General features: G+C 72.6%; 20 protein-coding genes and 1 tRNA gene. 18 read left to right on the top strand and 3 right to left on the bottom strand.

All coding sequences use genetic code 11. From position 1 onward, the window contains the following. Positions 1-22: 22 nt before the first annotated feature. Together ndk and QPJ90_RS17275 are read left to right on the top strand one after the other, a co-directional pair. Positions 23-442 carry a nucleoside-diphosphate kinase gene (gene ndk / locus QPJ90_RS17280; RefSeq protein WP_175327866.1) on the top strand — a complete coding sequence of 140 codons (420 nt, stop codon included), beginning with the start codon at positions 23-25 and terminating at the stop codon, positions 440-442. A 37-nt stretch (positions 443-479) separates the two neighbouring features. Beyond that, positions 480-1,328: a thioredoxin domain-containing protein gene (locus tag QPJ90_RS17275; protein ID WP_290132356.1), complete on the top strand. Its 849-nt coding sequence runs from the start codon at positions 480-482 to the stop codon at positions 1,326-1,328. A gap of 379 nt (positions 1,329-1,707) precedes the next feature. Here the strand turns inward: QPJ90_RS17275 and QPJ90_RS17270 are convergent, their stop codons facing one another. After that, positions 1,708-2,559, bottom strand: a complete 852-nt coding sequence (locus QPJ90_RS17270) for a thioredoxin domain-containing protein (RefSeq protein ID WP_290132355.1) — start codon at positions 2,557-2,559, stop codon at positions 1,708-1,710. Between the two features lie 99 nt (positions 2,560-2,658). Continuing rightward, positions 2,659-3,261, bottom strand: coding sequence for a vitamin K epoxide reductase family protein (locus QPJ90_RS17265; RefSeq protein WP_290132354.1), 603 nt, complete (start codon positions 3,259-3,261; stop codon positions 2,659-2,661). A gap of 337 nt (positions 3,262-3,598) precedes the next feature. Between QPJ90_RS17265 and QPJ90_RS17260 the strand changes: the two genes are divergently transcribed. Continuing rightward, the gene (locus tag QPJ90_RS17260) at positions 3,599-6,469 is read left to right on the top strand and encodes an Rne/Rng family ribonuclease (RefSeq protein WP_290132353.1); all 2,871 of its coding nucleotides are present in this window, start codon (positions 3,599-3,601) and stop codon (positions 6,467-6,469) included. 2 nt (positions 6,470-6,471) lie between these two features. Further along, complete coding sequence (locus QPJ90_RS17255; protein WP_290132352.1) at positions 6,472-7,362, top strand: hypothetical protein; 891 nt, start codon at positions 6,472-6,474, stop codon at positions 7,360-7,362. Positions 7,363-7,475: 113 nt separating this feature from the next. Here QPJ90_RS17255 and QPJ90_RS17250 read toward each other — a convergent pair whose 3' ends face one another. Beyond that, positions 7,476-7,748, bottom strand: a complete 273-nt coding sequence (locus tag QPJ90_RS17250; protein ID WP_290132351.1) for a DUF4031 domain-containing protein — start codon at positions 7,746-7,748, stop codon at positions 7,476-7,478. A gap of 179 nt (positions 7,749-7,927) precedes the next feature. Here QPJ90_RS17250 and rplU point away from each other — a divergent pair, with 179 nt between their 5' ends. The 14 genes from rplU (at position 7,928) to QPJ90_RS17180 (ending at position 20,635) form a co-directional block, all read left to right on the top strand. Continuing rightward, positions 7,928-8,236: a 50S ribosomal protein L21 gene (gene rplU / locus QPJ90_RS17245; RefSeq protein ID WP_058724856.1), complete on the top strand. Its 309-nt coding sequence runs from the start codon at positions 7,928-7,930 to the stop codon at positions 8,234-8,236. Between the two features lie 14 nt (positions 8,237-8,250). Further along, entirely contained in the window at positions 8,251-8,505 is a 255-nt protein-coding gene (gene rpmA, locus QPJ90_RS17240; RefSeq protein ID WP_096898671.1) for a 50S ribosomal protein L27, read from the top strand. 84 nt (positions 8,506-8,589) lie between these two features. Next, complete coding sequence (gene obgE / locus QPJ90_RS17235; protein WP_290132350.1) at positions 8,590-10,149, top strand: GTPase ObgE; 1,560 nt, start codon at positions 8,590-8,592, stop codon at positions 10,147-10,149. Between the two features lie 7 nt (positions 10,150-10,156). Further along, positions 10,157-10,972: a glutamate 5-kinase gene (gene proB, locus QPJ90_RS17230; protein ID WP_290132349.1), complete on the top strand. Its 816-nt coding sequence runs from the start codon at positions 10,157-10,159 to the stop codon at positions 10,970-10,972. Positions 10,973-11,284: 312 nt separating this feature from the next. Next, on the top strand, positions 11,285-12,550 hold the full coding sequence (locus QPJ90_RS17225; RefSeq protein WP_290132348.1) for a glutamate-5-semialdehyde dehydrogenase: 1,266 nt from the start codon (positions 11,285-11,287) through the stop codon (positions 12,548-12,550). Between the two features lie 36 nt (positions 12,551-12,586). Continuing rightward, complete coding sequence (locus QPJ90_RS17220; protein ID WP_058724852.1) at positions 12,587-12,793, top strand: hypothetical protein; 207 nt, start codon at positions 12,587-12,589, stop codon at positions 12,791-12,793. 11 nt (positions 12,794-12,804) lie between these two features. Next, a complete protein-coding gene (nadD, locus tag QPJ90_RS17215) occupies positions 12,805-13,404 on the top strand; it encodes a nicotinate-nucleotide adenylyltransferase (protein WP_290132347.1) in 600 nt (199 codons plus the stop codon). Beyond that, positions 13,401-14,789 carry a hypothetical protein gene (locus tag QPJ90_RS17210; RefSeq protein WP_290132346.1) on the top strand — a complete coding sequence of 463 codons (1,389 nt, stop codon included), beginning with the start codon at positions 13,401-13,403 and terminating at the stop codon, positions 14,787-14,789. The genes nadD and QPJ90_RS17210 overlap by 4 nt, the downstream gene beginning before the upstream one ends. Before the next feature lie 129 nt (positions 14,790-14,918). Further along, positions 14,919-15,290, top strand: coding sequence for a ribosome silencing factor (gene rsfS / locus QPJ90_RS17205; protein WP_058724849.1), 372 nt, complete (start codon positions 14,919-14,921; stop codon positions 15,288-15,290). Between the two features lie 116 nt (positions 15,291-15,406). Next, positions 15,407-15,482: transfer RNA gene (locus tag QPJ90_RS17200), tRNA-Ala, on the top strand. Between the two features lie 91 nt (positions 15,483-15,573). Further along, positions 15,574-16,512 (top strand): aldose 1-epimerase family protein, encoded by a 939-nt coding sequence (locus QPJ90_RS17195; protein WP_290132345.1) that lies wholly within the window; start codon positions 15,574-15,576, stop codon positions 16,510-16,512. Further along, positions 16,491-18,017 (top strand): anthranilate synthase component I family protein, encoded by a 1,527-nt coding sequence (locus tag QPJ90_RS17190; protein ID WP_290132344.1) that lies wholly within the window; start codon positions 16,491-16,493, stop codon positions 18,015-18,017. Before QPJ90_RS17195 ends, QPJ90_RS17190 begins: the two co-directional genes overlap by 22 nt. A 105-nt stretch (positions 18,018-18,122) precedes the next feature. After that, entirely contained in the window at positions 18,123-18,932 is an 810-nt protein-coding gene (locus QPJ90_RS17185; RefSeq protein WP_290132343.1) for a hypothetical protein, read from the top strand. Positions 18,933-19,039: 107 nt separating this feature from the next. Further along, entirely contained in the window at positions 19,040-20,635 is a 1,596-nt protein-coding gene (locus QPJ90_RS17180) for a DNA polymerase Y family protein (protein WP_290134270.1), read from the top strand. The last annotated feature ends 9 nt before the right edge of the window (positions 20,636-20,644 follow it).

The raw sequence follows: 20,644 nt of genomic DNA, 5'->3' as shown, positions 1-20,644 counted from the left end.
CGACCCCGTCAAGGAGTTCTGCATGTCCGACTTCGAAGAGACCCTGGTCCTCGTCAAGCCCGACGGCGTCGCCCGCCAGCTCACCGGCGAGATCCTCCGTCGGATCGAGGCCAAGGGCTACGAGATCGTCGACCTCAAGATGCTGACCGCGCCGCGTGACCTGCTCGACGCGCACTACGAGGAGCACCAGGGCAAGCCGTTCTTCGAGCCGCTCGTGGAGTTCATGCAGTCCGGCCCGGTCGTCGCGGTCCGCGTCGCGGGCAACGGCGTCATCGCGGGCTTCCGCTCGCTCGCCGGCACCACCGACCCGACCTCGGCCGCGCCCGGCACCATCCGCGGTGACCTCGGCCGCGACTGGGGCCTCAAGGTCCAGCAGAACCTCGTGCACGGCTCGGACTCCACCGAGTCCGCGGCCCGTGAGCTCGGCCTCTGGTTCGCGTGAGCGACGACCGACACGCGCGACCGCAGGAGCGAACGGCATGACGAACAACGACCGACCGACCAAGAACGAGCGGCGCGCCCACGCACGTGACGTCGCCCGCCAGCGCGCCGAGGCGGAGCGCCGTCGCAAGCGTCGCAACAAGTGGTTCCTGCAGGGTGGCATCGGCCTGGGCATCATCGCGATCGCGGCCATCGTCGCGATCGTGGTGGTGAACGTGAACAGCGCGAACACCGTCTCCGCGACGGGTCCGAAGAACATGATCACGGGCGCGATCCAGTTCACGGGCAAGGACGGCAAGGTCACCCCCGTGGAGACCGGCGCCGTGGCGGCGAACGCCACCGCCTCGCCCGCACCGACGGCGAACGCCGACGGGGCGGCCTCCGTCGTCGAGTACGTCGACTGGGCGTGCCCGGTGTGCAAGCAGTTCGAGGCCGCGTACGCCGACCAGATCCTCGACAAGGTGCAGTCCGGCGACGCCACCCTCGCGATCCACCCGGTGTCGATCCTCGACCGCAACTACCAGAACTCGCGGTACGCCAGCCGGGCCGCGAACGCCGCGATGTGCGTCGCGAACTACGACCCGGACAAGTTCCTGGACGTCCAGACGCAGTTCTTCGACAACCAGCCTGAGGAGGGCACGAAGGGCCTCACGAACGACCAGATCGCGGACCTGGTCAAGAAGGGCGGAGCGACCGGCTCGAAGCTCTCGGAGTGCCTGTCGACCGAGCAGTTCAAGGGCTGGGTGACGAAGACCACCGACGCCGTGCTCGCCGACCCCGCGCTGCAGGGCACGCAGGGCTTCGGGACGCCGACCGTCGTCGTGAACGGCGAGAAGCTCGCGAACCTCACGGACGTCATCACGAAGATCGACGCCGCCGCGAAGTAGGACCCGCACGACGGACACGACGCCCCGCTCCGGACCGGAGCGGGGGCGTCGTGCACGCGGCAGCGATGCACCGGCCGGCCGCGGACTGCCGGCCCGGCCGATCGGCGCCGGGGCGGAGCCGACGGACCGATGGAGCGGAGGCGAGTTCGGTTCCGCTCCTGGCCGATGGGGTGTGCCGAGTCCGGGGTTCGCGAACCGGAACGGCCAAGAGCGTCCGGGGAGGACCCGTCACTCGGTCCGCCCGCCGCCTGCCGCCTGCCGCCTGCCGCCCGCCGCTGGCTGCTCCGGGCCCGCTGCTCGCCGCCCGCAGCGAGCAGCCCCTGTGCCGTCCATGGGGGACGGCGCAGGGGCTGCTCGTGGAAGTGCGGGGTGCTGGCCCTTACGCCTTGCCGCCGTTCTGCAGCACGAACGCCGAGAACGCGTCGGTGTCGGTGAGCGAGCCGCTGTACTGCTTCCCGTTGACGATGACGGTCGGCGTCCCGGTCAGCTTGTCGAGCGACGAGTTCGGGAGCTTCTCGTTGAGCACCCGGTCGGTGGCGTCCGCGACCCACCCGGCGAACCTCTGGTCGGTGATGCACGTCGCGACGTCCTTGCTCGTTGCCCCGGCCTTCGCCGCCAGGGACGCGAGCTCGTCGTTCGTCAGGCCGCGGGTGTTCTCCGACGGCTGGTTCGCGTACAGCGCGGTGTTGTACGCGAGGAAGTCGTCCGGGTCGTCGTTCGCGACGCACGCGGCCGCGGCGGCGGAACGCGTGGAGTACTTCGAACCCTGTGACACCCGGTCGAGCAGGTTGAAGGGGTGCAGCTCGAGCGTCGCCGAACCGTCCTTGACCCACTGCTGGATCTGGGACATCTGGGCGGTCTCGAACTGGTTGCAGTACGGGCACATGTAGTCCGAGTACACGGTGATGTTCGCCACCGAGTCGTCCTGCTTCGTCGGTGTCGGCTTCCCGCCCTCGGGGATCGCCTTCGTCGTGACCGGTTCGATCTTCCCGTCGACGCCGTGCAGCACGATGCCGTCGCTCGCCATGTTCGCCGGACCCGGGCCCGCCGGTTGCACCGAGTTCGCGATGACCAGCACGATCGCACTGACGACCGCGAGGCCACCCACGATGATGCCGCTGATCGTCAGCGTGCGGTTGCGGCGCCTGCGCGCCTGCTGCTTCTCGCGAGCGATCCGGGCACGCTCCCGTGCCTCGGCCCGCCGCGCCTTCTTGCCCTGGTCGTCACTCATCGTTCCCGAGCGTAGGTGCCCCGGCGGCGTGGATCGGCCGTCCTGGCTGGGAAGGCCCCACGAATCCGGTGACGTGTCACCGAGAGGGGTCGATCCTGCCTAGAAGCTCTGGAAGATGCGCGGGAAGACGATGATGATCGAGACCGCGATGACGAGGTAGTTCGCGAGCGGGAACGCCCAGCAGAACGGCAGCAGGATCTTGCCGACGCGCTGGACCCCGGCGCCGAAGCGGCCCTGTGCGGCGTTCCAGATCGTGAACACCCAGAACATCGGGATCGTCATCGACCACACGAGCATGCACCACGGGCAGAGGGCCCCGATGAACCACACGGTCTGCGTGAACAGCCACGTCACGAAGACCCAGGCGAGGAACACCCCCGCGTTGAACACGACCCAGAACCACCGGGATCCGTTCCGGAAGCCGGCGAGCAGCATGACCGCCACGGCGATCGGGGCGACGAAGCCCATCACACCGAGGAGCGGGTTCGGGAAGCCGAGCAGGTGCCCCTGCGCGCTCGTCATCACGTCGGAGCAGTTCACGAACACGTTGACGTCGCACGACAGGGCGGTCTTCGGGTTCTCGTACTTCGCGAACTCGTCGAGCACGAGTCGGAAGGACGCGTACAGCCCGACGACGCCGGTCACGAGCAGGAACACCCCCATCGCGATCGGACGGCGGTGGAGGGTACGCGGCGTGCTCACGCGGTCATCATCGCACGCGCGATCCGGTCGTTTCCGTGAGGGGCATGCGATGATGGTGAGGTCGCACGACCGGACACGGTCACGCGGCGTGAGCTTTCCGGGCTGGTCCCGGACCGAACAGGCACGGTGAGAGCGTGCCGCGACCGGAACACGCGTCACTCCGACGCTCCGCGAAGCCCGGGCCGGGTGCCCGGGGACGAACGGGCGCGGACGCACCACAAGTTGCCGCGGACCGGTCGCGAACGACAACGAGCACGGGGGCGTGGACGCCACCCGCCACACGAGAATTCCCGCCGCCCGACAGGGCGCGAGCGGGGCCGAGGAGTGCACCAGTTCCATGGTGGAGCAGAACAACAACGACAACACGAAGAACGACGAGACGCCGAAGCGCCGGAGCCGCCTGTTCGGCGGTCGCCGAGCCCGCTCGGCCGACCTGGAGGCCCGGGGTGACGTCGAGCAGTCGGCCCCCGTCGAGCAGGCGGCCGGCTCGCAGGCCGTCGCCGCGTCGGCCGCGGAGGCGCCCGTCGCCGACGCTCCGGCGGAGGTCGGCACCGAGACCGTCGCGCTGACCGACGACGCGGCACCCGCGGTGTCGGTCGCGGTCGAGGCGACGGCGGGCGGTGACGAGCCGCACGACGTGAGCACCCTCACCGGCGACCTGCCGGTGGTCGCCACGGACGACGCCGCCACGGCGGTCGCCGCCACACCGGAGACGGACGTGACCGCCGCGGCGGACGCGAGCAGTGCCTCCAGTCCGGCGGAGCCTGCGGACGAGCCGTTCGTCCCCCGCGCGACCAGCACGACGAGCCTGATCTTCCACGCGCCGGTCCTCCCGGACCTGCCGCAGCGTGCGCCCCGCTCGGCTCCCGAGGACGACGAGGACGAGCAGGGCGGCGGCCGTCGCCGTTCCCGCCGTCGCGGGGGCAGCTCGTTCGGTGGTGCCGCCGAGCAGGCCGAGCCGCGCCGTCGTGAGCGCGAGCGCGAGCGCGAGCGCGAGCCGGAGCTCATCACCGAACCGCAGCGCATCAAGGGGTCGACGCGACTCGAGGCCAAGAAGCAGCGCCGGCGCGACGGCCGTGACGCCGGCCGTCGCCGTCAGGTGATCACCGAGGACGAGTTCCTCGCCCGCCGCGAGAGCGTCGACCGCCAGATGATCGTGCGCTCCAGCTCGCAGAAGATCGAGATCGGCGTCCTCGAGGACGGCGTGCTCGCCGAGCACTACGTGACGAAGTCGCACAACGTGTCGCTCATCGGCAACGTCTACCTCGGCAAGGTGCAGAACGTGCTGCCCTCGATGGAGGCGGCGTTCGTCGACATCGGCCGCGGTCGCAACGCCGTGCTCTACGCGGGCGAGGTCGACTGGAACTCCGTGGACACCAGCCACGGTCGGCGCATCGAGTCGGCGCTCAAGCCCGGCGACAAGGTGCTCGTCCAGGTCACGAAGGACCCGGTCGGCCACAAGGGTGCCCGCCTGACCTCGCAGGTCTCGCTGCCGGGTCGCTACCTCGTCTACGTGCCGAACGGCTCGATGAACGGGATCTCCCGCAAGCTGCCCGACACCGAGCGTGCGCGCCTGAAGAAGATCCTCAAGGAGGTCCTCCCCGAGCACGCCGGCGTCATCGTCCGCACGGCTGCCGAGGGCGCGACCGAGGAGCAGCTCACCCGCGACGTGCAGCGCCTCACGAGCCAGTGGGAGGCGATCCAGAAGAAGGTCGCGAACGGGCACGCGCCGGTCATGCTGCACTCCGAGCCCGACCTGCTCGTCAAGATCGTGCGGGACGTCTTCAACGAGGACTTCACCAAGCTCATCATCGACGGCGACGCCGCACGCGGGACCATCGAGGACTACCTCGACGCCGTCGCGCCGGACCTCAAGGACCGCGTCGAGATCTACGACGGCCCGGACTCCTTCGAGGAGTACCGCCTCAACGAGCAGATCGAGAAGGCCCTCGACCGCAAGGTCTGGTTGCCCTCCGGTGGTTCGCTCGTCATCGACCGCACCGAGGCCATGACGGTCGTCGACGTCAACACGGGGAAGTTCGTCGGGTCCGGCGGCAACCTCGAGGAGACCGTCACGAAGAACAACCTCGAGGCCGCCGAGGAGATCGTCCGTCAGCTCCGTCTGCGGGACATCGGTGGCATCATCGTCGTCGACTTCATCGACATGGTGCTCGAGTCGAACCGCGACCTCGTGCTGCGTCGACTCGTCGAGTGCCTGAGCCGCGACCGCACGAAGCACCAGGTCGCCGAGGTCACCTCGCTCGGCCTCGTGCAGATGACCCGCAAGAAGATCGGCGTCGGGCTCCGCGAGTCGCTCGAGGAGGTCAACGCGAAGGTCAACGACAACAACGCCGACCCCGGCCCCTCGAAGGGTCGTCGGAAGAGCCGCGGCACCAACGGCGGCGGGTCGAACGGCAACGGTGGCAACGGCAACGGCAACGGTGGCTCGAACGGCAACGGCGGTTCCTCGTCGAACGGCCACGGCTCGCAGACCCACCAGATCACCGACGACGTGAAGAACGCGCTGTCCCGCATCGCGGCGTCGACCCTGCCGCACGAGGAGCGCGCAGCCGCCGAGGCCGCCGCTGTGACCGGCGTCGCCGTCACCGGTGTCGCGGACCCGGCCACGCCGGAGTCCGCTCCGGAGGCACCCGCCTCGTCGACGTCCTCGTCCTCGTCGTCGTCGTCCGAGGCTCCCGCCGAGTCCTCGGGTGCTCCGAAGCGCCGTCGTCGTCGTGGCAGCCGCAGCGGCGGCGAGCCGCAGGTCACCGGTGTCTCGACGTCCGTCGACGAGTCCGGGGCCGTGGCCGTCGGCGAGTCGACGTCGTCGAGTGCGGACGCGGACGCGTCGGCCGATGCCGCTCCGGTCGCGGACGCCCCCGTCGCGGCGGCACCGAGCGCCGAGGCTGCCCCGGCTTCGACCGCCCCGGTCCGTCGTCGGGTCAGCTCGAGCGCCCCGGTGACCCCGACCGAGAACACCGTCGCGATCCTCGACATCCCCGTCGCCGTCACGAAGCGCGAGCCCCGCGCCGTGCCCGCAGCGGACGCGGAGTCGCTGCTCGACTCGGTCCTCAACGCGCTCCCGGAGCCGAAGCAGCCCGGTCAGGGCCGCTCGCGCTCCCGACGGGTGTCGTCGCCGAGCATCAGCGCACCGGCGTCCACCGAGGGCGACGCGCCCGAGGACGGCGCCGTGATCGTGGGGAACTGAGCGTGACGAACGCGGGGGACCCGGGGCAGCACGACCGCGGGTACTACGGCGTGGGCTGGCAGCAGCCCGCGCCGGTGCCCGGGCCCGGGCCGGGGCCGTCGACCGGTGTGCCGTACGCGCCGCCGGCACCCCCGCAGCGTCGCCGTCCGACCGGCGACCCCCGGCGCGCGTTCGCTCCGGGCGCGTCCGTGACGAACACGACGGGTGCGCTCATCGCGGTCGTCTCGGTGATCGTGGTCGAGTTCGTGTCCGGACTCGTCGGGCTCCTCGGCACCTCCCTCGTGGTGAGCCCGTTCGCGCGCTACGGCGCGGGGGACAGCATCGTCGCGGGGTTCGTGCACGGGGTCTTCCTCGCACCCCTGCCGTTCCACGTCGGGGCGTTCCTCGCACTCGCGTTCCTGGTGCCGGTCGCACGGCGGAGTCCGCTGCCCGTGATCCTCCTGCGTGCCGTGCTCGCCGGGGCAGCGGGGACGATCGCGCTCGCGCTCGTCGGGGTGTTCACCGGCGCGTTCGGCGCGGTCCGCGGGTTCGGGGCAGCTCGACTCGTGACGAGCATCGTGACGGTGCCGCTGCAGAGTGGCCTCCCGCTGACGCTCATGCTCGTGGCCACGACGACGGCCGCGTGGCTGTGGCTCGGACGCCCGCGGGGCGGTACGCGGCGGCCGCTGGGTGCCCCCGGGACGCTCCGGCAGCCCGATGCCGTGCCCGCGGCCACCGTCCAGGGCGCGGGAGGCCCCCAGCAGCAGCCGAACCCGTACGCGCCGCCCGGCGGGCAGCAGCAGCCGAATCCGTACGCGCCGCCCGGCGGGCAGCAGCAGCCGCCGATCACGCAGCAGCCGCCCGTCGGGCAGCAGCAGCCGCCCGCGAACCCCTGGGTGCCGCCGCAGCGCTGACGCGACCACGCGCACGTCCCGGCGGGCGTGGCGGCGCTGACCCGCGCCTCCAGGCCGGCGCCGGAGTCGAGCCGTGCGCGTCCGGGCGCCGTCCCGCAGGACGGGCGGCCGCCTCAGGACGGGCGCTTGTCCCGCTGCGCCACCCGGAGGCCGCTGCGGATGAGCCGGAGCACGAGCTCCCGACCGGTCACCGGGGTCGCTCCGGCGGCCACGAGCTCGTCGTAGCGGGCCATCGGCACGTCGTAGTGGTCGTGGTCGAACCCGCGACGGGGGAGACCGGCGGCACTCGCGAAGGCGTGCAGTTCGTCGTACGATTCGTCACTGACGAGGTGCGACCACAGTGTGTCGTGCGCAGGCCACGTCGGCGGGTCGATCAGGACGGTCACCCGCCAATGGTACGTGTGTCGCCGTTTGACCGGACCCGGTCGGATCGAGTATTCTCGATCCCTGGTGTCAGCGGGCCGTTCTGCCTGCGTCGCCGATCGGGCCCGGCCTCCCCGGGAGCCGCTCGTGCAGCAGTGGGCACCCGAGACTTCCCTCAAGCAGAGTACGTAAGGAATTCCACGTGGTTTACGCAGTAGTGCGCGCCGGCGGCCGTCAGGAGAAGGTCGAGGTCGGCACGATCCTCACGATCGACCGTGCCAAGGCCGACGACAAGGGCAAGATCAAGCTCGCTCCGGTGCTCCTCGTGGACGGTGACACCATCACGTCGGCCGCGACCGAGCTCGCGAACGTGACCGTCACCGCCGAGGTGCTCGAGGACCTCCGCGGCCCGAAGGTCGTCATCCAGAAGTTCAAGAACAAGACCGGGTACAAGAAGCGCCAGGGCTTCCGCGCTGAGCTCACCCGCGTCAAGATCACCGAGATCGCGTAAGGCGGGAGTAGAAGATGGCACACAAGAAGGGTGCGAGCTCCACTCGCAACGGTCGTGACTCGAACGCACAGCGCCTCGGCGTGAAGCGCTTCGGTGGCGAGGTCGTGAACGCCGGCGAGATCATCGTCCGCCAGCGCGGCACGCACTTCCACCCGGGCGCCAACGTCGGCCGCGGTGGCGACGACACGCTGTTCGCCCTCTCGGCCGGTTCGGTCGAGTTCGGCACCAAGGGCGGCCGCAAGGTCGTCAACATCGTCGGCGCTGCGTAAGCGACCCACGATCTGACTCTGCGGGAGGGGCGGGCCACGTGCCCGCCCCTCCCGTTCTCTTTTGCAACACCAAGGAGTGGACCCATGGCGACCTTCGTCGACCGCGTGACCCTGCACCTCAGCGCGGGGGACGGCGGCAACGGCTGCGTGTCGGTCCGCCGTGAGAAGTTCAAGCCCCTCGCCGGCCCGGACGGCGGCAACGGCGGCGACGGTGGCGACATCGTGCTCGTCGCCGACCCCCAGGTGACGACGCTGCTCGGCTACCACCGGTCCCCGCACCGTTCGTCGAAGAACGGCCAGCCGGGCATGGGTGACATGCGGAGCGGGATCAGCGGCGAGACGCTCGAGCTCCCCGTCCCGATCGGCACCGTCGTGCACGACGAGCGCGGCGAGGTCGTCGCCGACATGACCGAGCCCGGCATGCGCGTCGTCGTGGCCGCCGGTGGTCAGGGCGGTCTCGGGAACGCGGCGCTCGCGACGACGAAGCGCAAGGCGCCCGGGTTCGCGCTCCTCGGCACCCCGGGTGAGTCCGGCGACGTCAGCCTCGAGCTGAAGACGATCGCTGACGTCGCCCTGGTCGGGTTCCCGAGCGCCGGCAAGTCCTCGCTGATCGCCGCGGTCTCCGCCGCGAAGCCGAAGATCGCCGACTACCCCTTCACGACCCTCACGCCGAACCTCGGCGTCGTCGAGTCCGGTTCCACCCGCTTCACCGTCGCCGACGTCCCCGGCCTCATCGAGGGTGCGTCGGAGGGCAAGGGCCTCGGGCTCGAGTTCCTCCGCCACGTCGAGCGCTGCGAGGCCCTGCTCCACGTCATCGACTGCGCCACCATGGACCCGGGTCGTGATCCGATCAGCGACCTCGACGTCATCCTGGGCGAGCTCGAGCGCTACCCGGTCCCGGAGGGCCAGGTGCCGCTGCTCGAGCGTCCGCAGCTCGTCGCGCTGAACAAGATCGACGTGCCGGACGCCGCGGAGCTCGCCGACTTCGTGCGCGCCGAGCTCGAGGGCCGCGGCTACCGCGTCTTCCCGATCTCCACGGCCTCGCACAAGGGCCTCCGCGAACTGACCTTCGCCCTCGCCGACATCGTCGAGCGCGCCCGTGCCGAGCGCGCCGTCGAGCCGCAGCCGGAGCGCATCGTCCTCCGCCCGAAGGCCGTCGACGAGGTCCCCTTCACCGTCCGGGCCGAGGGCGGCGAGGAGCACCGCTTCTACCGCATCCGCGGCGCCAAGCCCGAGCGCTGGGTGCAGCAGACCGACTTCACCAACGAGGAGGCGATCGGCTACCTCGCCGACCGCCTCGCCAAGCTCGGTGTCGAGGACGGCCTCTTCAAGGCCGGGGCTGTCGCGGGCTCCACGGTGGTCATCGGCGGCGACGGCGGCACGGTCTTCGACTGGGAGCCGACGCTCACCTCGACCGCCGAGCTCATCACGAGTGCACGCGGCACGGACTCCCGCATCGGCGCGACCTCGCGACCGACCCGCAACGAGCGCCGCGAGGAGTACTTCGAGCGCATGGACGCCAAGGCCGCCGCGCGCGCCGAGCTCGAGCAGGAGCGCATCTCCGGCCTCTGGGCGGACGACGACGCGGACGACGCCGACCCGTTCTCCGGCGAGGTCGAGCGCCACCACGAGGGCAAGGACTGACCGGGGCATGACCGAGGCGACCGACACCGACCTGGGCCGGGTGCGCTCGCGTGCTGACATCCCGGGTGCGCGACGACTCGTCGTGAAGGTCGGGTCGTCCTCCGTGAGCGGCGACAACGTCGGGCAGATCGGCGCCCTCGTCGACGCGCTCGGTGCCGCCCACGCCCGCGGCACCGAGGTGGTGCTGGTCTCGTCGGGCGCCATCGCGACCGGGTTCCCGTTCCTCGGGCTCGAGGGGCGCCCCGACGACCTCGCGACCCAGCAGGCCGCGGCGGCGACGGGACAGAACGTGCTGATGTTCCGGTACCAGAAGGAGCTCGACCGGCACGGGGTCGTCGCGGCGCAGATCCTGCTGACCGCCGGTGACCTCCAGAACCCCACGCACCGGGTGAACGCGCAGCGGGCGATCGACCGGCTGCTCGCGCTGCGGGTGCTGCCGATCGTCAACGAGAACGACACCGTCGCGACGCACGAGATCCGCTTCGGTGACAACGACCGGCTCGCGGCGCTCGTCGCCCGGCTGCTCGGGGCCGACGCGCTCGTGCTGCTCTCCGACGTCGAGTCGCTCTACACGAAGCCGCCGCAGCAGCCCGGCGCGGAGCCGATCGAGCACGTCCCGTACGGCGACGAGCTCGCGGGGGTGACGTTCGGGTCGATCGGTGCCGCGGGCGTCGGGACCGGGGGTGCCGGCACGAAGGTCGCGGCCGCTCGGCTCGCGGCGGACGCCGGGACGTCGGTGCTCGTGACGGCGACGTCGTTGGTGGCGTCGGCACTGGCGGGCGAGGACGTCGGCACCTGGTTCGAGGCGGCGCCGCGCGCGTAGGTGCGCGGCTGGCGCCCGGGTGCGGCCCGGTGCGGCCTGGAGGCGCGGCGCGGCCCCGGCGCGCCCGGGTGCGTCCGGCGGATGGGCACCATGCGTCGGTTCCGCGACCGGAGAGCGACCGTTCCCGCCCGCCCCGCGCCACGCACGCGGCGTGTCGTGACCGACCGACCCGCCGGTCGCGAGTGCCGCTCGCCCGTGTCGGGACGCGAACGACGTGCGGCGATCCCTGCACCCGCGGCGCGCCTCCAGGCCGGATCCACAGGCGTACGACCCACCACGTCATCGCGGGGGAGGCGGACCTATGATCGAGCCATGTCGCTGACCGCACCCGCTCCGACCCTGACCGACAAGCTCGTCGCCGCACGCGACGCGGCGTCGGTGCTCGCGACCGCGACCACGGCCGTCAAGGACGTGGCGCTCGGCGCGATCGCCGCGGCGGTGCGCGCCGCGACGGACGAGATCGTCCGGGCCAACCACGAGGACCTCGTCGCGGGGGAGGACGGCGGGCTGTCGTCGGGCCTGCTCGACCGCCTCCGGTTGGACGCGGCACGGATCGACGCCCTCGCCGTCGCCGTCGAGCACGTCGTCGGTCTGACGGACCCGGTCGGGCAGAACGTCCGCGGCTCGGTGCTGCCGAACGGCCTGCAGCTGACCCAGGTGCGGGTGCCGTTCGGCGTCGTCGGCGCCATCTACGAGGCGCGGCCGAACGTCACCGTCGACATCGCGAGCCTGGCGCTGAAGAGCGGCAACGCCGTCGTGCTCCGGGGTGGGTCGGCGGCGCAGCGCACGAACGCCGTGCTCGTCGCGCGCATCCAGGACGCGGTGGCCTCGGTCGGGCTGCCGCGCGAGCTGGTCCAGACGATCGACGAGTTCGGTCGCGCGGGCGCGACGGAGCTCATGCGGGCCCGGGGGCTCGTCGACGTGCTGATCCCGCGGGGGAGCGCGTCGCTCATCCAGACGGTGGTCACGGAGTCGCAGGTGCCCGTCATCGAGACCGGAGCCGGCGTCGTGCACGTCTTCCTCGACGAGTCCGCTCCGGAGGACCGCGCCGTCGACATCGTGCTCAACAGCAAGGTGCAGCGGCCGAGCGTGTGCAACGCCCTCGAGACCCTCCTCGTGCACGAACGGGCCGCGGGACGCCTGCTGCCGGTGCTCGCCGACCGGCTCCGCGCTGCCGGGGTGACCCTCCGCGGTGACGAAGCCACCCGGACGATCGTGCCGGGCGTGCTCCGAGCGACCGACGCCGACTGGGCGACGGAGTCGATGGACCTCGACCTCTCTATCCGCGTCGTCCCGGACGTCGACGCAGCGATGGCGCACATCGCGACCTGGTCGACGCACCACACCGAGTCGATCGTGACGAACGACGTCGACACGGCGGAGCGGTTCCTCGCCGGCGTCGACTCGGCGGTCGTGATGGTGAACGCCTCCACCCGGTTCACGGACGGCGGCGAGTTCGGCTTCGGGGCAGAGGTGGGCATCTCCACGCAGAAGCTGCACGCCCGGGGGCCGATGGGCCTGCCCGAACTCACGAGCACCAAGTGGATCGTGCGCGGTCAGGGCCAGATCCGCGGCTAGACTGAACGGCGTCTTTCCACCGACCGAACGGAGCACATGACGATGACCCTCCTCGCCGAAGCCGCAGAGAACGCCTCCGGGGTCCCCGCGTACGTCTTCCCGCTCGTCGGTGCCCTCTTCTTCGCGTTCCTCGGGTTCGTGACGTGGAGCTTCCGTGACGTCGCCTACCGCCACTCGCACAAGTTCGAGGCCACTCGCCACCACGAGACCGGCGTCGACGAGTTCGGCCACACGAAGCTCTGATCCGTCACCCCATGCTCGAGAGCTCGGGGCGGCCGCGCATCGGTGTGATGGGTGGCACGTTCGACCCCATCCACCACGGCCACCTCGTGGCAGCGTCCGAGGTCGCGCGTGCGTTCGACCTCGACGAGGTGGTGTTCGTCCCCACCGGTCAGCCGTACATGAAGTCCGACGTCACGGACGCCGAGCACCGGTACCTCATGACGGTCGTGGCGACCGCGTCGAACCCGATGTTCACGGTCAGTCGGGTCGACATCGACCGACCGGGTCCGACCTACACGGTGGACACCCTGCGCGACCTCCACGAGCAGCGGCCGGACGCGCAGCTGGTCTTCATCTCGGGCGCGGACGCCGTTCAGCAGATCCTCGACTGGAAAGACCATGATGGCCTCTGGGACCTCGCGCACTTCGTCGCCGTGACGCGCCCAGGCCACGCCCTGAGCATCACCGGCCTGCCGGAGCGGGACGTCAGCCTGCTCGAGGTGCCCGCGCTGGCGATCTCGTCGACCGACTGCCGCGATCGGGTCAGGCGCGGGTTCCCCGTCTGGTACCTGGTGCCCGACGGGGTCGTCCAGTACATCTCCAAGCACCATCTGTATCGGAGCGTTGCATGAGTTCGTCCGACGCGCAGCCGCCACTGTCGCGGCGCCAGGCGCGCGAGCGGGAGCGCGCTGCCGCCGCCGGTGGCCAGCCCGCCACACCGCCGCCCACCGTCGCCGCACCCGCGTCCACCGACCGTTCGGAGCAGGCCCGCCGTCGGCCTGGTTCGCACGTTGCACCGGCACCGTCCGGAGCCGCACAGGCCGGCGTGCCCGACGTGCCCCCGGCGTCCGCGACCGAGATCGTCCCCGGTACGGGTGGTCTGACCCGCCGTCAGCTGCGTCTCATGCGCGAGGCCGAGGTCCAGGCCGTCCTGCCCGTGCCGCTGCAGGCGCCGACGCCGCAGTCGTCGGACCGGACGGTCCAGGACGTCATCGGCTCGGTGTCCACCCTCGAGGACGAGCCCGACGCGCCCGCCGGGTCCACCCCCGGTCCGGTCGCGTCCGCGCCGACGGCTGCTCCGGCCGAGGCTGCGGCGTCGCCCGTCGAGCTGGACGAGGCTGCCGTGCAGCAGGCGACGGAAGCCGACGGTTCGCCGGACGCGGTCGAGCCCCTCGAGGAAGCCGCCGCGCACGCCGAGGAGCCCCGTCGCCACCGCTCGACCTGGGCGCCGCACGATGCCGACACCGACGCCGCGTCGCCCGAGGGCACTGCACCGACGGACGACACCGCAGCGACCGACGACACCGCACTGACGGCCGCGGACGAGCCGACCGCTGCCGCGGCAGCGTCCCCGGCAGCGCCGATCGCACCGAAGCTGCCGCCCGTGGACGCCGCGACGCCCGGGGTCTTCCCGCTGTCCCTCGACGACGACACGAACGAGACGCCCGTGCAGCGGCCCGCCGCCGATCCCGCGGCGTCCTCGAGCGTGCCGCCGGCGTTCCAGCGTCCGGTCGAACCGAAGCCCGTCACGACCGCGTTCCAGCCGGCGGCCGGGCACTGGTCGGCGCTCGCACACGACTCGAACGACGCCGAGGTCCACGACGAGGAGACCGGCACCCGCCGTGTCGCCACCTCGAACCCGAACGCGATCGTGCTGCCGAACTCGGCGCTCGCGGACCCGACCGGTGCGCTGAACGCCACCGGCGAGGTCATCCTCACCGGCTCGATCGACCTGCCGGCGTCGCTCTCCTCGACCGGGTCGCACCGGCCGATCGACGGCGCGGAGGTCGACCGTCTGCTCGAGCAGCACGACGAGCAGCCCGAGACCGATGCCAGCCCGATCCGTGCGAGCCGCGCGGTGTCGAGCCACACCTCCACACGGCAGGTGGTCCTCGCGGCGGCGAAGCCGAAGGAGTCGAAGACCCCGATGGTCCTCGCGATCTCGGTCGGCGCCGTCGGTGTCGCGGCGGCCGCGGTGATCATCGTCGCGCTCCTCACGACCCACCCCTTCGGCTGAGCCGTCCGGGCGATGCCGAACGCGTCGGAGCCGGCTGGCCGGTGTCCGACGTCTGACCTATGATGACGGGGCCGATCCCCTCGGCACCCCAGCCCGGCACGACGTCGGGCGACGACCGGAAGGACCTGCGTGCCCGCCTCCTCACGCGCACTCGAACTCGTGCAGATCGCCGCGACCGCGGCCGACGCCAAGCAGGCCGAGGACCTCGTCGCACTCGACGTGACCGGGCCGCTCCAGCTGACGGACGTGTTCCTCCTGGCGACCGGCCGGAACGAGCGCAACGTCCTGTCGATCGCCGACGAGGTCGAGGAGCGTCTCATCGAGGCCGGCGCGAAGCCGCTGCGTCGTGAGGGCCGCTCCGAGGGACGCTGGGTGCTCATCGACTTCGGGGACATCGTCGTGCACGTCTTCCACGAGGAAGACCGTCAGTACTACTCCCTCGAGCGCCTCTGGGCGGACTGCCCGACGATCCCGCTCGAACTGCCCGTCGAACAGGGCTGACCCGTACCGAGGCACGACGCGCCCGGGTGGCGGTGACGATTTCGTTCCCGGGCGTTCGCATGGTGTACGCTTCTATGGTGCCTCCGGGGAACCGGGAACACGAAGCAACACCCAACGGGTCTGTGGCGCAGCTGGTAGCGCACCTGCATGGCATGCAGGGGGTCAGGGGTTCGAGTCCCCTCAGATCCACCATCGAAAGCCCCGCCGTTCTCCGGAACCGCGGGGCTTTCGCCGTTGCAGCGCCCGGTACGAGCGAGTCCGGCCGGCCCGATACGCTGGCCCCATGAGTGCTGAGCACGTGGGCGAGGGTGCCCCGCTGTCCGGATCGCAGCTGACGATCACCGCCGACGGGTACACCGCCGACATCGCCACGGTCGGCGCATCGCTCCGCACCCTCCGGCACGAGGGACGCGACCTCGTGGTGCCCTTCGACGCCGACGAGGTCCGTCCGGTGTTCCGCGGAGCCGTCCTCGCGCCGTGGCCGAACCGCGTCGTCGACGGTCGCTACACGTTCGACGGTGCGGAGCAGGAGCTCGCCCTCACCGAGCCGACCCGCCAGCACGCCCTGCACGGCCTGGTCGGCTGGACCGACTTCGCCGTCGAGGCCCACGAGCCCGACCGGGCAGTGCTGACCACCACGGTCCCCGCACAGCAGGGCTACCCGCACCGCGTCGTCGTGACGGTCGAGTACCGCGTCGACGCCGAGGGACTGCACACCGCGGTCGCCGGTCGGAACACCGGCCCTTCCCGGGCGCCGTGGGGGACCGGACCGCACCCGTACCTCGTCGCGGGTGCCGGGTCGGTCGACGACTGGACGCTCACGCTGCCCGCCGCCGAGGTGCTCGAGGTCACGCCCGACCGCCTCGTCCCCACCGCCCTGGTGCCGGTGCACGACGAGTTCGACCTGCGCGAGCCCACCCTGATCGGCCCGCGGTTCATCGACCACGCCTTCACCGGCTTCGTCCGCGACACCGAGGGCACGGCCGTCATCGACGTCGTGGCCGCGGACGGGCACGGCGTCCGTGTCTCCTTCGGAGCGGAGTGCGGCTGGGTGCAGGTGCACACCGCCGACCACGTCGTCCCCGAGTACCACCGGTCGGGCCTCGCGGTCGAGCCGATGACCTGCGCCCCGGACGCCTTCAACACCGGCGCCGACCGCGGGCTCCTCGTCCTCGAACCGGGCGCCGCACACACCGCAGCATGGACGATCGCCGCGATCTGACCCACGACCGCCGCGATCCGACCCACGACCCCGGGGTGCGGATCGAGGTCCGACGCCTCGCGGGCTCGCCAGACCTCGGACGGCTCGCCGACGGCGCCGCCGACGTCGTGTGGCTCGATTCCGGCCTGCCCGACGGCGCACCCGCGGTGGCGGCGGAGCGGGCGGCCTGGTCCGTGCTCGCGGTGACCGACGGGCCGTTCGCCACGCGGTTCCGGCACGAGCAGCGGCAGGCGGTCCTCGACGTCGCCCCGGCCGCCCTGGCGTGGTTCGGGCCGTCCCGGACCTCGGACGAGCCCGCGTTCGCCGTGCTGGACGTCCTGCTGGGGCGGACGCCGCGGCTGCCCGAGCCGGTCGCAGGGTGCGGCTTCGCACTCGGCTGGGTCGGGTTCCTCGGCTACGAGCTCGGCCGTGAGTCCGGCGGGCCCGACCGGACCGCCGCCGACCACCCCGACGCGGACCTCCGGTTCGTCGACCGAGCGGTGGTCACCGGTCCGGACGGCACGTCGTGGGCGCTCGCCCTCGTCGCCGACACGGAACCGGACGCCAGCGCGGCGAACCGTGTCTGGCTCGAGGAGGCGACCGCCCTGCCCACGCGCCCCGACGTCGTCGACGTGCCCCCGGGCCTCCCGGCCGTCCCCGCGCAGGGACGCGTCACGCGCGCCGCTTACGAGGCGGCCGTCGAGACGTGTCGCCGCGAGATCCGCGAGGGCAACGCGTTCCAGGTCTGCCTCACCACCGCGTTCGCGGTGCCCGGTCTGGAGGCACGGGTCGCCCCCGGCACGGATCCCCACCTCGTCGAGTACCTGCGGCTGCGGGCTGCGGACCCCGTGCCGTTCGGGGCGTACCTCCGCCTCGGGACGCTCCGCGTCGCCAGCCGGTCGCCGGAGCGGTTCCTGCGGATCACGGCGGACGGCGTGGTCACCGCGGAGCCGATCAAGGGGACCCGGCGTCGTGTCGCCGACCCCGTGGCCGACGCGGCGGTGCGGGCGGACCTCGTGGCGAGCGCGAAGGACCGCGCGGAGAACGTGATGATCGTCGACCTGCTCCGCAACGACCTGCTCCGGACGGCGGTGCCCGGGTCGGTGCACGTCGACCGGCTGTGCGCGGTCGAGACGTACACGAGCGTGCACCAGCTGGTGTCGACGGTGTCCGCGGTGCTGCCGGTGGGGGCGTCGCGGGCCGCGACGGTGCGAGCGGCGTTCCCGCCGGGGTCGATGACGGGCGCGCCGAAGAGCAGCGCCACGGCGATCGCGGACCGCCTCGAGGGCGCGCCGCGCGGGGTGTACTCGGGTGCGGTCGGGTACTTCTCGGCGAGCGGCGCTGTGGACCTGTCGGTGGTCATCCGCACACTGGTCACGGTGGTCGACGACGGCCGTGTGCTCGCTCGGACCCTCGGGGCCGGCGGTGCGGTGACCTGGTCGTCCGATCCTGCGGACGAAGCGGACGAGGTCGAGACGAAGACCCGGTCGGTGCTCGGCGGGGTGGGAGCGGTCGCGCGCTGGTGAGCGGTGCGCGCTCCGGCTGACGTTCCTGACTGAACCCGGCGTGTCGAACGTCCGTTCGAGTGGACTGTCCACAGGATGTCGGACCCGATTGACATCATCGAACACATGTTCGAATATGAGGGCATGCAGTCGGCAGCGGCACTCGCGTCGCCGGGGGACCCAGGCGGGTCTCCCCGGACGGACCGGGCTGCCCGGCCCGTCCGGCGGGTCGACCACCTCGGGGACGCCCGTGCGGCACTCGAGCGGATCACGAGCCTGCGGTCCCGGGTCGCCGAGATGGAGGCGACGCGGGTCGACACCGTCGTCGGGCTGCCGACGGCGCCGGCGATCGCGCCGCTGCTGCCCGGCGGTGCGATCCGGGTCGGGGGCACGTACGCCGTGCAGGAGTCGGTGCTGCTGGCGATGACGATGCTGCAGGCGGCCTCGGCCGAGGGGGCCTGGTGCGCGGTCGTCGGGGTGCCGTCCTTCGGGGTCGAAGCGGCAGCCGCGGCGGGGATCGACCTCGAACGGCTGGTGCTCGTGCCGGACCCGGGCGACCAGTGGCTGACGGTCACGGCCGCCCTCGTCGACGTCGCGCAGATCGTGCTCACCCGGCCACTCGGTCGCGTGGTGCCCGGGGACGTCTCCCGGCTCGCTGCCCGGCTCCGGCAGCGCGGTGGTGCGCTCGTCTCGCTCGGGTCGTGGCCGGGGGCCGACGTCTCGCTGCAGGTCACCGCCTCCGACTGGAGCGGCATCGGGCACGGGCACGGCTACCTGACCGAGCGTCGGGCCACGGTGACGGCCACCGGCCGCGCCGGTGCGGTGCGTCCGGTCAGCGCCGAACTGCTGCTGCCGGCGGCCGACGGCGCGGTCCGTCCCGTGGAACCGGCAGCGGCGTCGCGTCCGGTGCTGCGTCCGGTTGCGGTGGCGTCGTGAGCCCGCGGGGTCGGGCCGGCTCGTCGCGTGGTGCAGCGCCCCGTGTCGGGCTGCCCCGCACCGGGGTGTCCGGCGCGGGGGCGGCGCTGCACGGGGGGAGTGCCCCGGTGCTGCGCAGCGGGGCGGTCCCCGAGGCCCCGCCGACGCGCACGATCGTCCTCTGGTGCCCTGACTGGCCGGTGGTCGCCGCTGCCCGTGCGGCCGGCGAGCCACCGGAGCAGCCGTTCGCCGTCGTGGCCGGCGGACAGGTGTTCGCCTGCTCCGCGAGCGCCCGGCAGCACGGGGTGGCACGCGGGCTCCGGGTGCGCGAGGCCCAGGCGCGCTGCCCGGGGCTCGTCGTGCAGCCCTACGACGACGCCCTCGACCACCGCGCCTTCGAGCCCGTCATCCGTGCGGTCGAGGCGGCGGTCCCCGGCGTCGAGGTCCTCCGCCCGGGGACCCTCGCGCTCCGGTCACGCGGTCCGGCTCGGTACTACGGCGGTGAGCGGGCCGCGGCCGCCACGCTCGCGGGCATCGCGGCCGACCACGGTGCCCCCGGGGTGCGGGTGGGCGTCGCGGACACCCCGTTCGCCGCCGAGCAGGCTGCCCGAGCCCGTCCGGTGCGACCGGGGGAGCGGACCCGGATCGTCCCGGTCGGCGGGTCTGCGCCGTTCCTCGCCGACCTCCCGCTCGGGGTGCTCGGGGACACCGACCTCGCCATGCTCCTCGGTCGGCTCGGCATCACGACCCTCGGCGGGTTCGCCGCCCTCGGTGACGAACAGGTGCGCGACCGCTTCGGGCAGGCCGGCGCCTTCCTGCACCGGCTCGCGGGTGGACGCGACCCGCGCGAGATCGCCGCGCGTGAGGTCCCGCCGGAGCTCCGGGTCGAGGCGTCGTTCGAGCCGCCGCTCGACCGCGCCGACCAGGTCGCCTTCGCGTTCCGGCGCTCGGCGGACGACTTCGCCGAGCGCCTCCGCGTCGCCGGACTCGTCGCGACGAGCATCCGGGTGGGGATCGTCGACGAACGCGACATCCTGCTCGAACGGGTGTGGGTGCACCCGCGCTGGTTCGACGCGGCCGACGTCGTCGACCGGGTCCGGTGGCAGCTCGCGGGCGGGGCCGACCCCACCGGGCTCGAGGCTCCCGTCGTGCAGGTCGTGCTCGAACCCGTCGCGGTCGACGACACGGCGAACCACGAGCGCGGGCTCTGGGGCTCCGGGCCCGACGAACGGGTGCACCACGGGCTCGCGCGGGTCCAGGGACTCGTCGGGCACGACGGCGTCGTGACCCCGCGGATCGGTGGCGGGCGCACGCTCGCCGAACGGGTGGTGCTCGTGCCGTGGGGAGACGCCCCCGTCGGTGGGGAGCGCGCACTGGCGACCATCCGTGACCGTCCGTGGCCCGGCAAGCTGCCGGGGCCACCACCGGCGACGGTGCTCGACCGTCCACGCCCGGTCGACGTCGAGACCGCGTCCGGCGTCACCGTCGACGTCGACGACCGCGGCGTGCTCACCGGCGAACCCGAGCGCTTCCGGGCCGAGGGCGAGCGGGGCGGCCGGTTCGGTCCGGTGACCGCGTGGGCAGGGCCGTGGCCGCTCGTCGTGCGCTGGTGGGAGTCCGGCGGCCGACGCCTGCACCGGCTCCAGCTCGTCGACGACGGGGGACGGGCCTGGTACCTCGTGCTGGCAGACCACCGGTGGTGGGCCGAGGCCGTGGCGACGTGAGGAGCACCT

The organism is Curtobacterium sp. 458 (genome assembly GCF_030406605.1).
Lineage (GTDB): Bacteria > Actinomycetota > Actinomycetes > Actinomycetales > Microbacteriaceae > Curtobacterium.
Note: the sequence above shows the minus strand (reverse complement) of the source record. Positions and strands in the feature narration are given on the sequence as shown.

Bases quoted from the DNA above. Each gene is read 5' to 3' on its own strand.
- QPJ90_RS17190 (WP_290132344.1), top strand. From the start codon at position 16,491: ATGGACGATCGCCGCGATCTGACCCACGACCGCCGCGATCCGACCCAC.
- QPJ90_RS17275 (WP_290132356.1), top strand. From the start codon at position 480: ATGACGAACAACGACCGACCGACCAAGAACGAGCGGCGCGCCCACGCA.
- QPJ90_RS17270 (WP_290132355.1), bottom strand. From the start codon at position 2,559: ATGAGTGACGACCAGGGCAAGAAGGCGCGGCGGGCCGAGGCACGGGAG.
- proB (WP_290132349.1), top strand. From the start codon at position 10,157: ATGACCGAGGCGACCGACACCGACCTGGGCCGGGTGCGCTCGCGTGCT.
- nadD (WP_290132347.1), top strand. From the start codon at position 12,805: ATGCTCGAGAGCTCGGGGCGGCCGCGCATCGGTGTGATGGGTGGCACG.
- obgE (WP_290132350.1), top strand. From the start codon at position 8,590: ATGGCGACCTTCGTCGACCGCGTGACCCTGCACCTCAGCGCGGGGGAC.
- ndk (WP_175327866.1), top strand. From the start codon at position 23: ATGTCCGACTTCGAAGAGACCCTGGTCCTCGTCAAGCCCGACGGCGTC.
- QPJ90_RS17195 (WP_290132345.1), top strand. From the start codon at position 15,574: ATGAGTGCTGAGCACGTGGGCGAGGGTGCCCCGCTGTCCGGATCGCAG.
- QPJ90_RS17185 (WP_290132343.1), top strand. From the start codon at position 18,123: ATGTTCGAATATGAGGGCATGCAGTCGGCAGCGGCACTCGCGTCGCCG.
- QPJ90_RS17210 (WP_290132346.1), top strand. From the start codon at position 13,401: ATGAGTTCGTCCGACGCGCAGCCGCCACTGTCGCGGCGCCAGGCGCGC.
- QPJ90_RS17225 (WP_290132348.1), top strand. From the start codon at position 11,285: ATGTCGCTGACCGCACCCGCTCCGACCCTGACCGACAAGCTCGTCGCC.
- QPJ90_RS17220 (WP_058724852.1), top strand. From the start codon at position 12,587: ATGACGATGACCCTCCTCGCCGAAGCCGCAGAGAACGCCTCCGGGGTC.
- rpmA (WP_096898671.1), top strand. From the start codon at position 8,251: ATGGCACACAAGAAGGGTGCGAGCTCCACTCGCAACGGTCGTGACTCG.
- QPJ90_RS17260 (WP_290132353.1), top strand. From the start codon at position 3,599: ATGGTGGAGCAGAACAACAACGACAACACGAAGAACGACGAGACGCCG.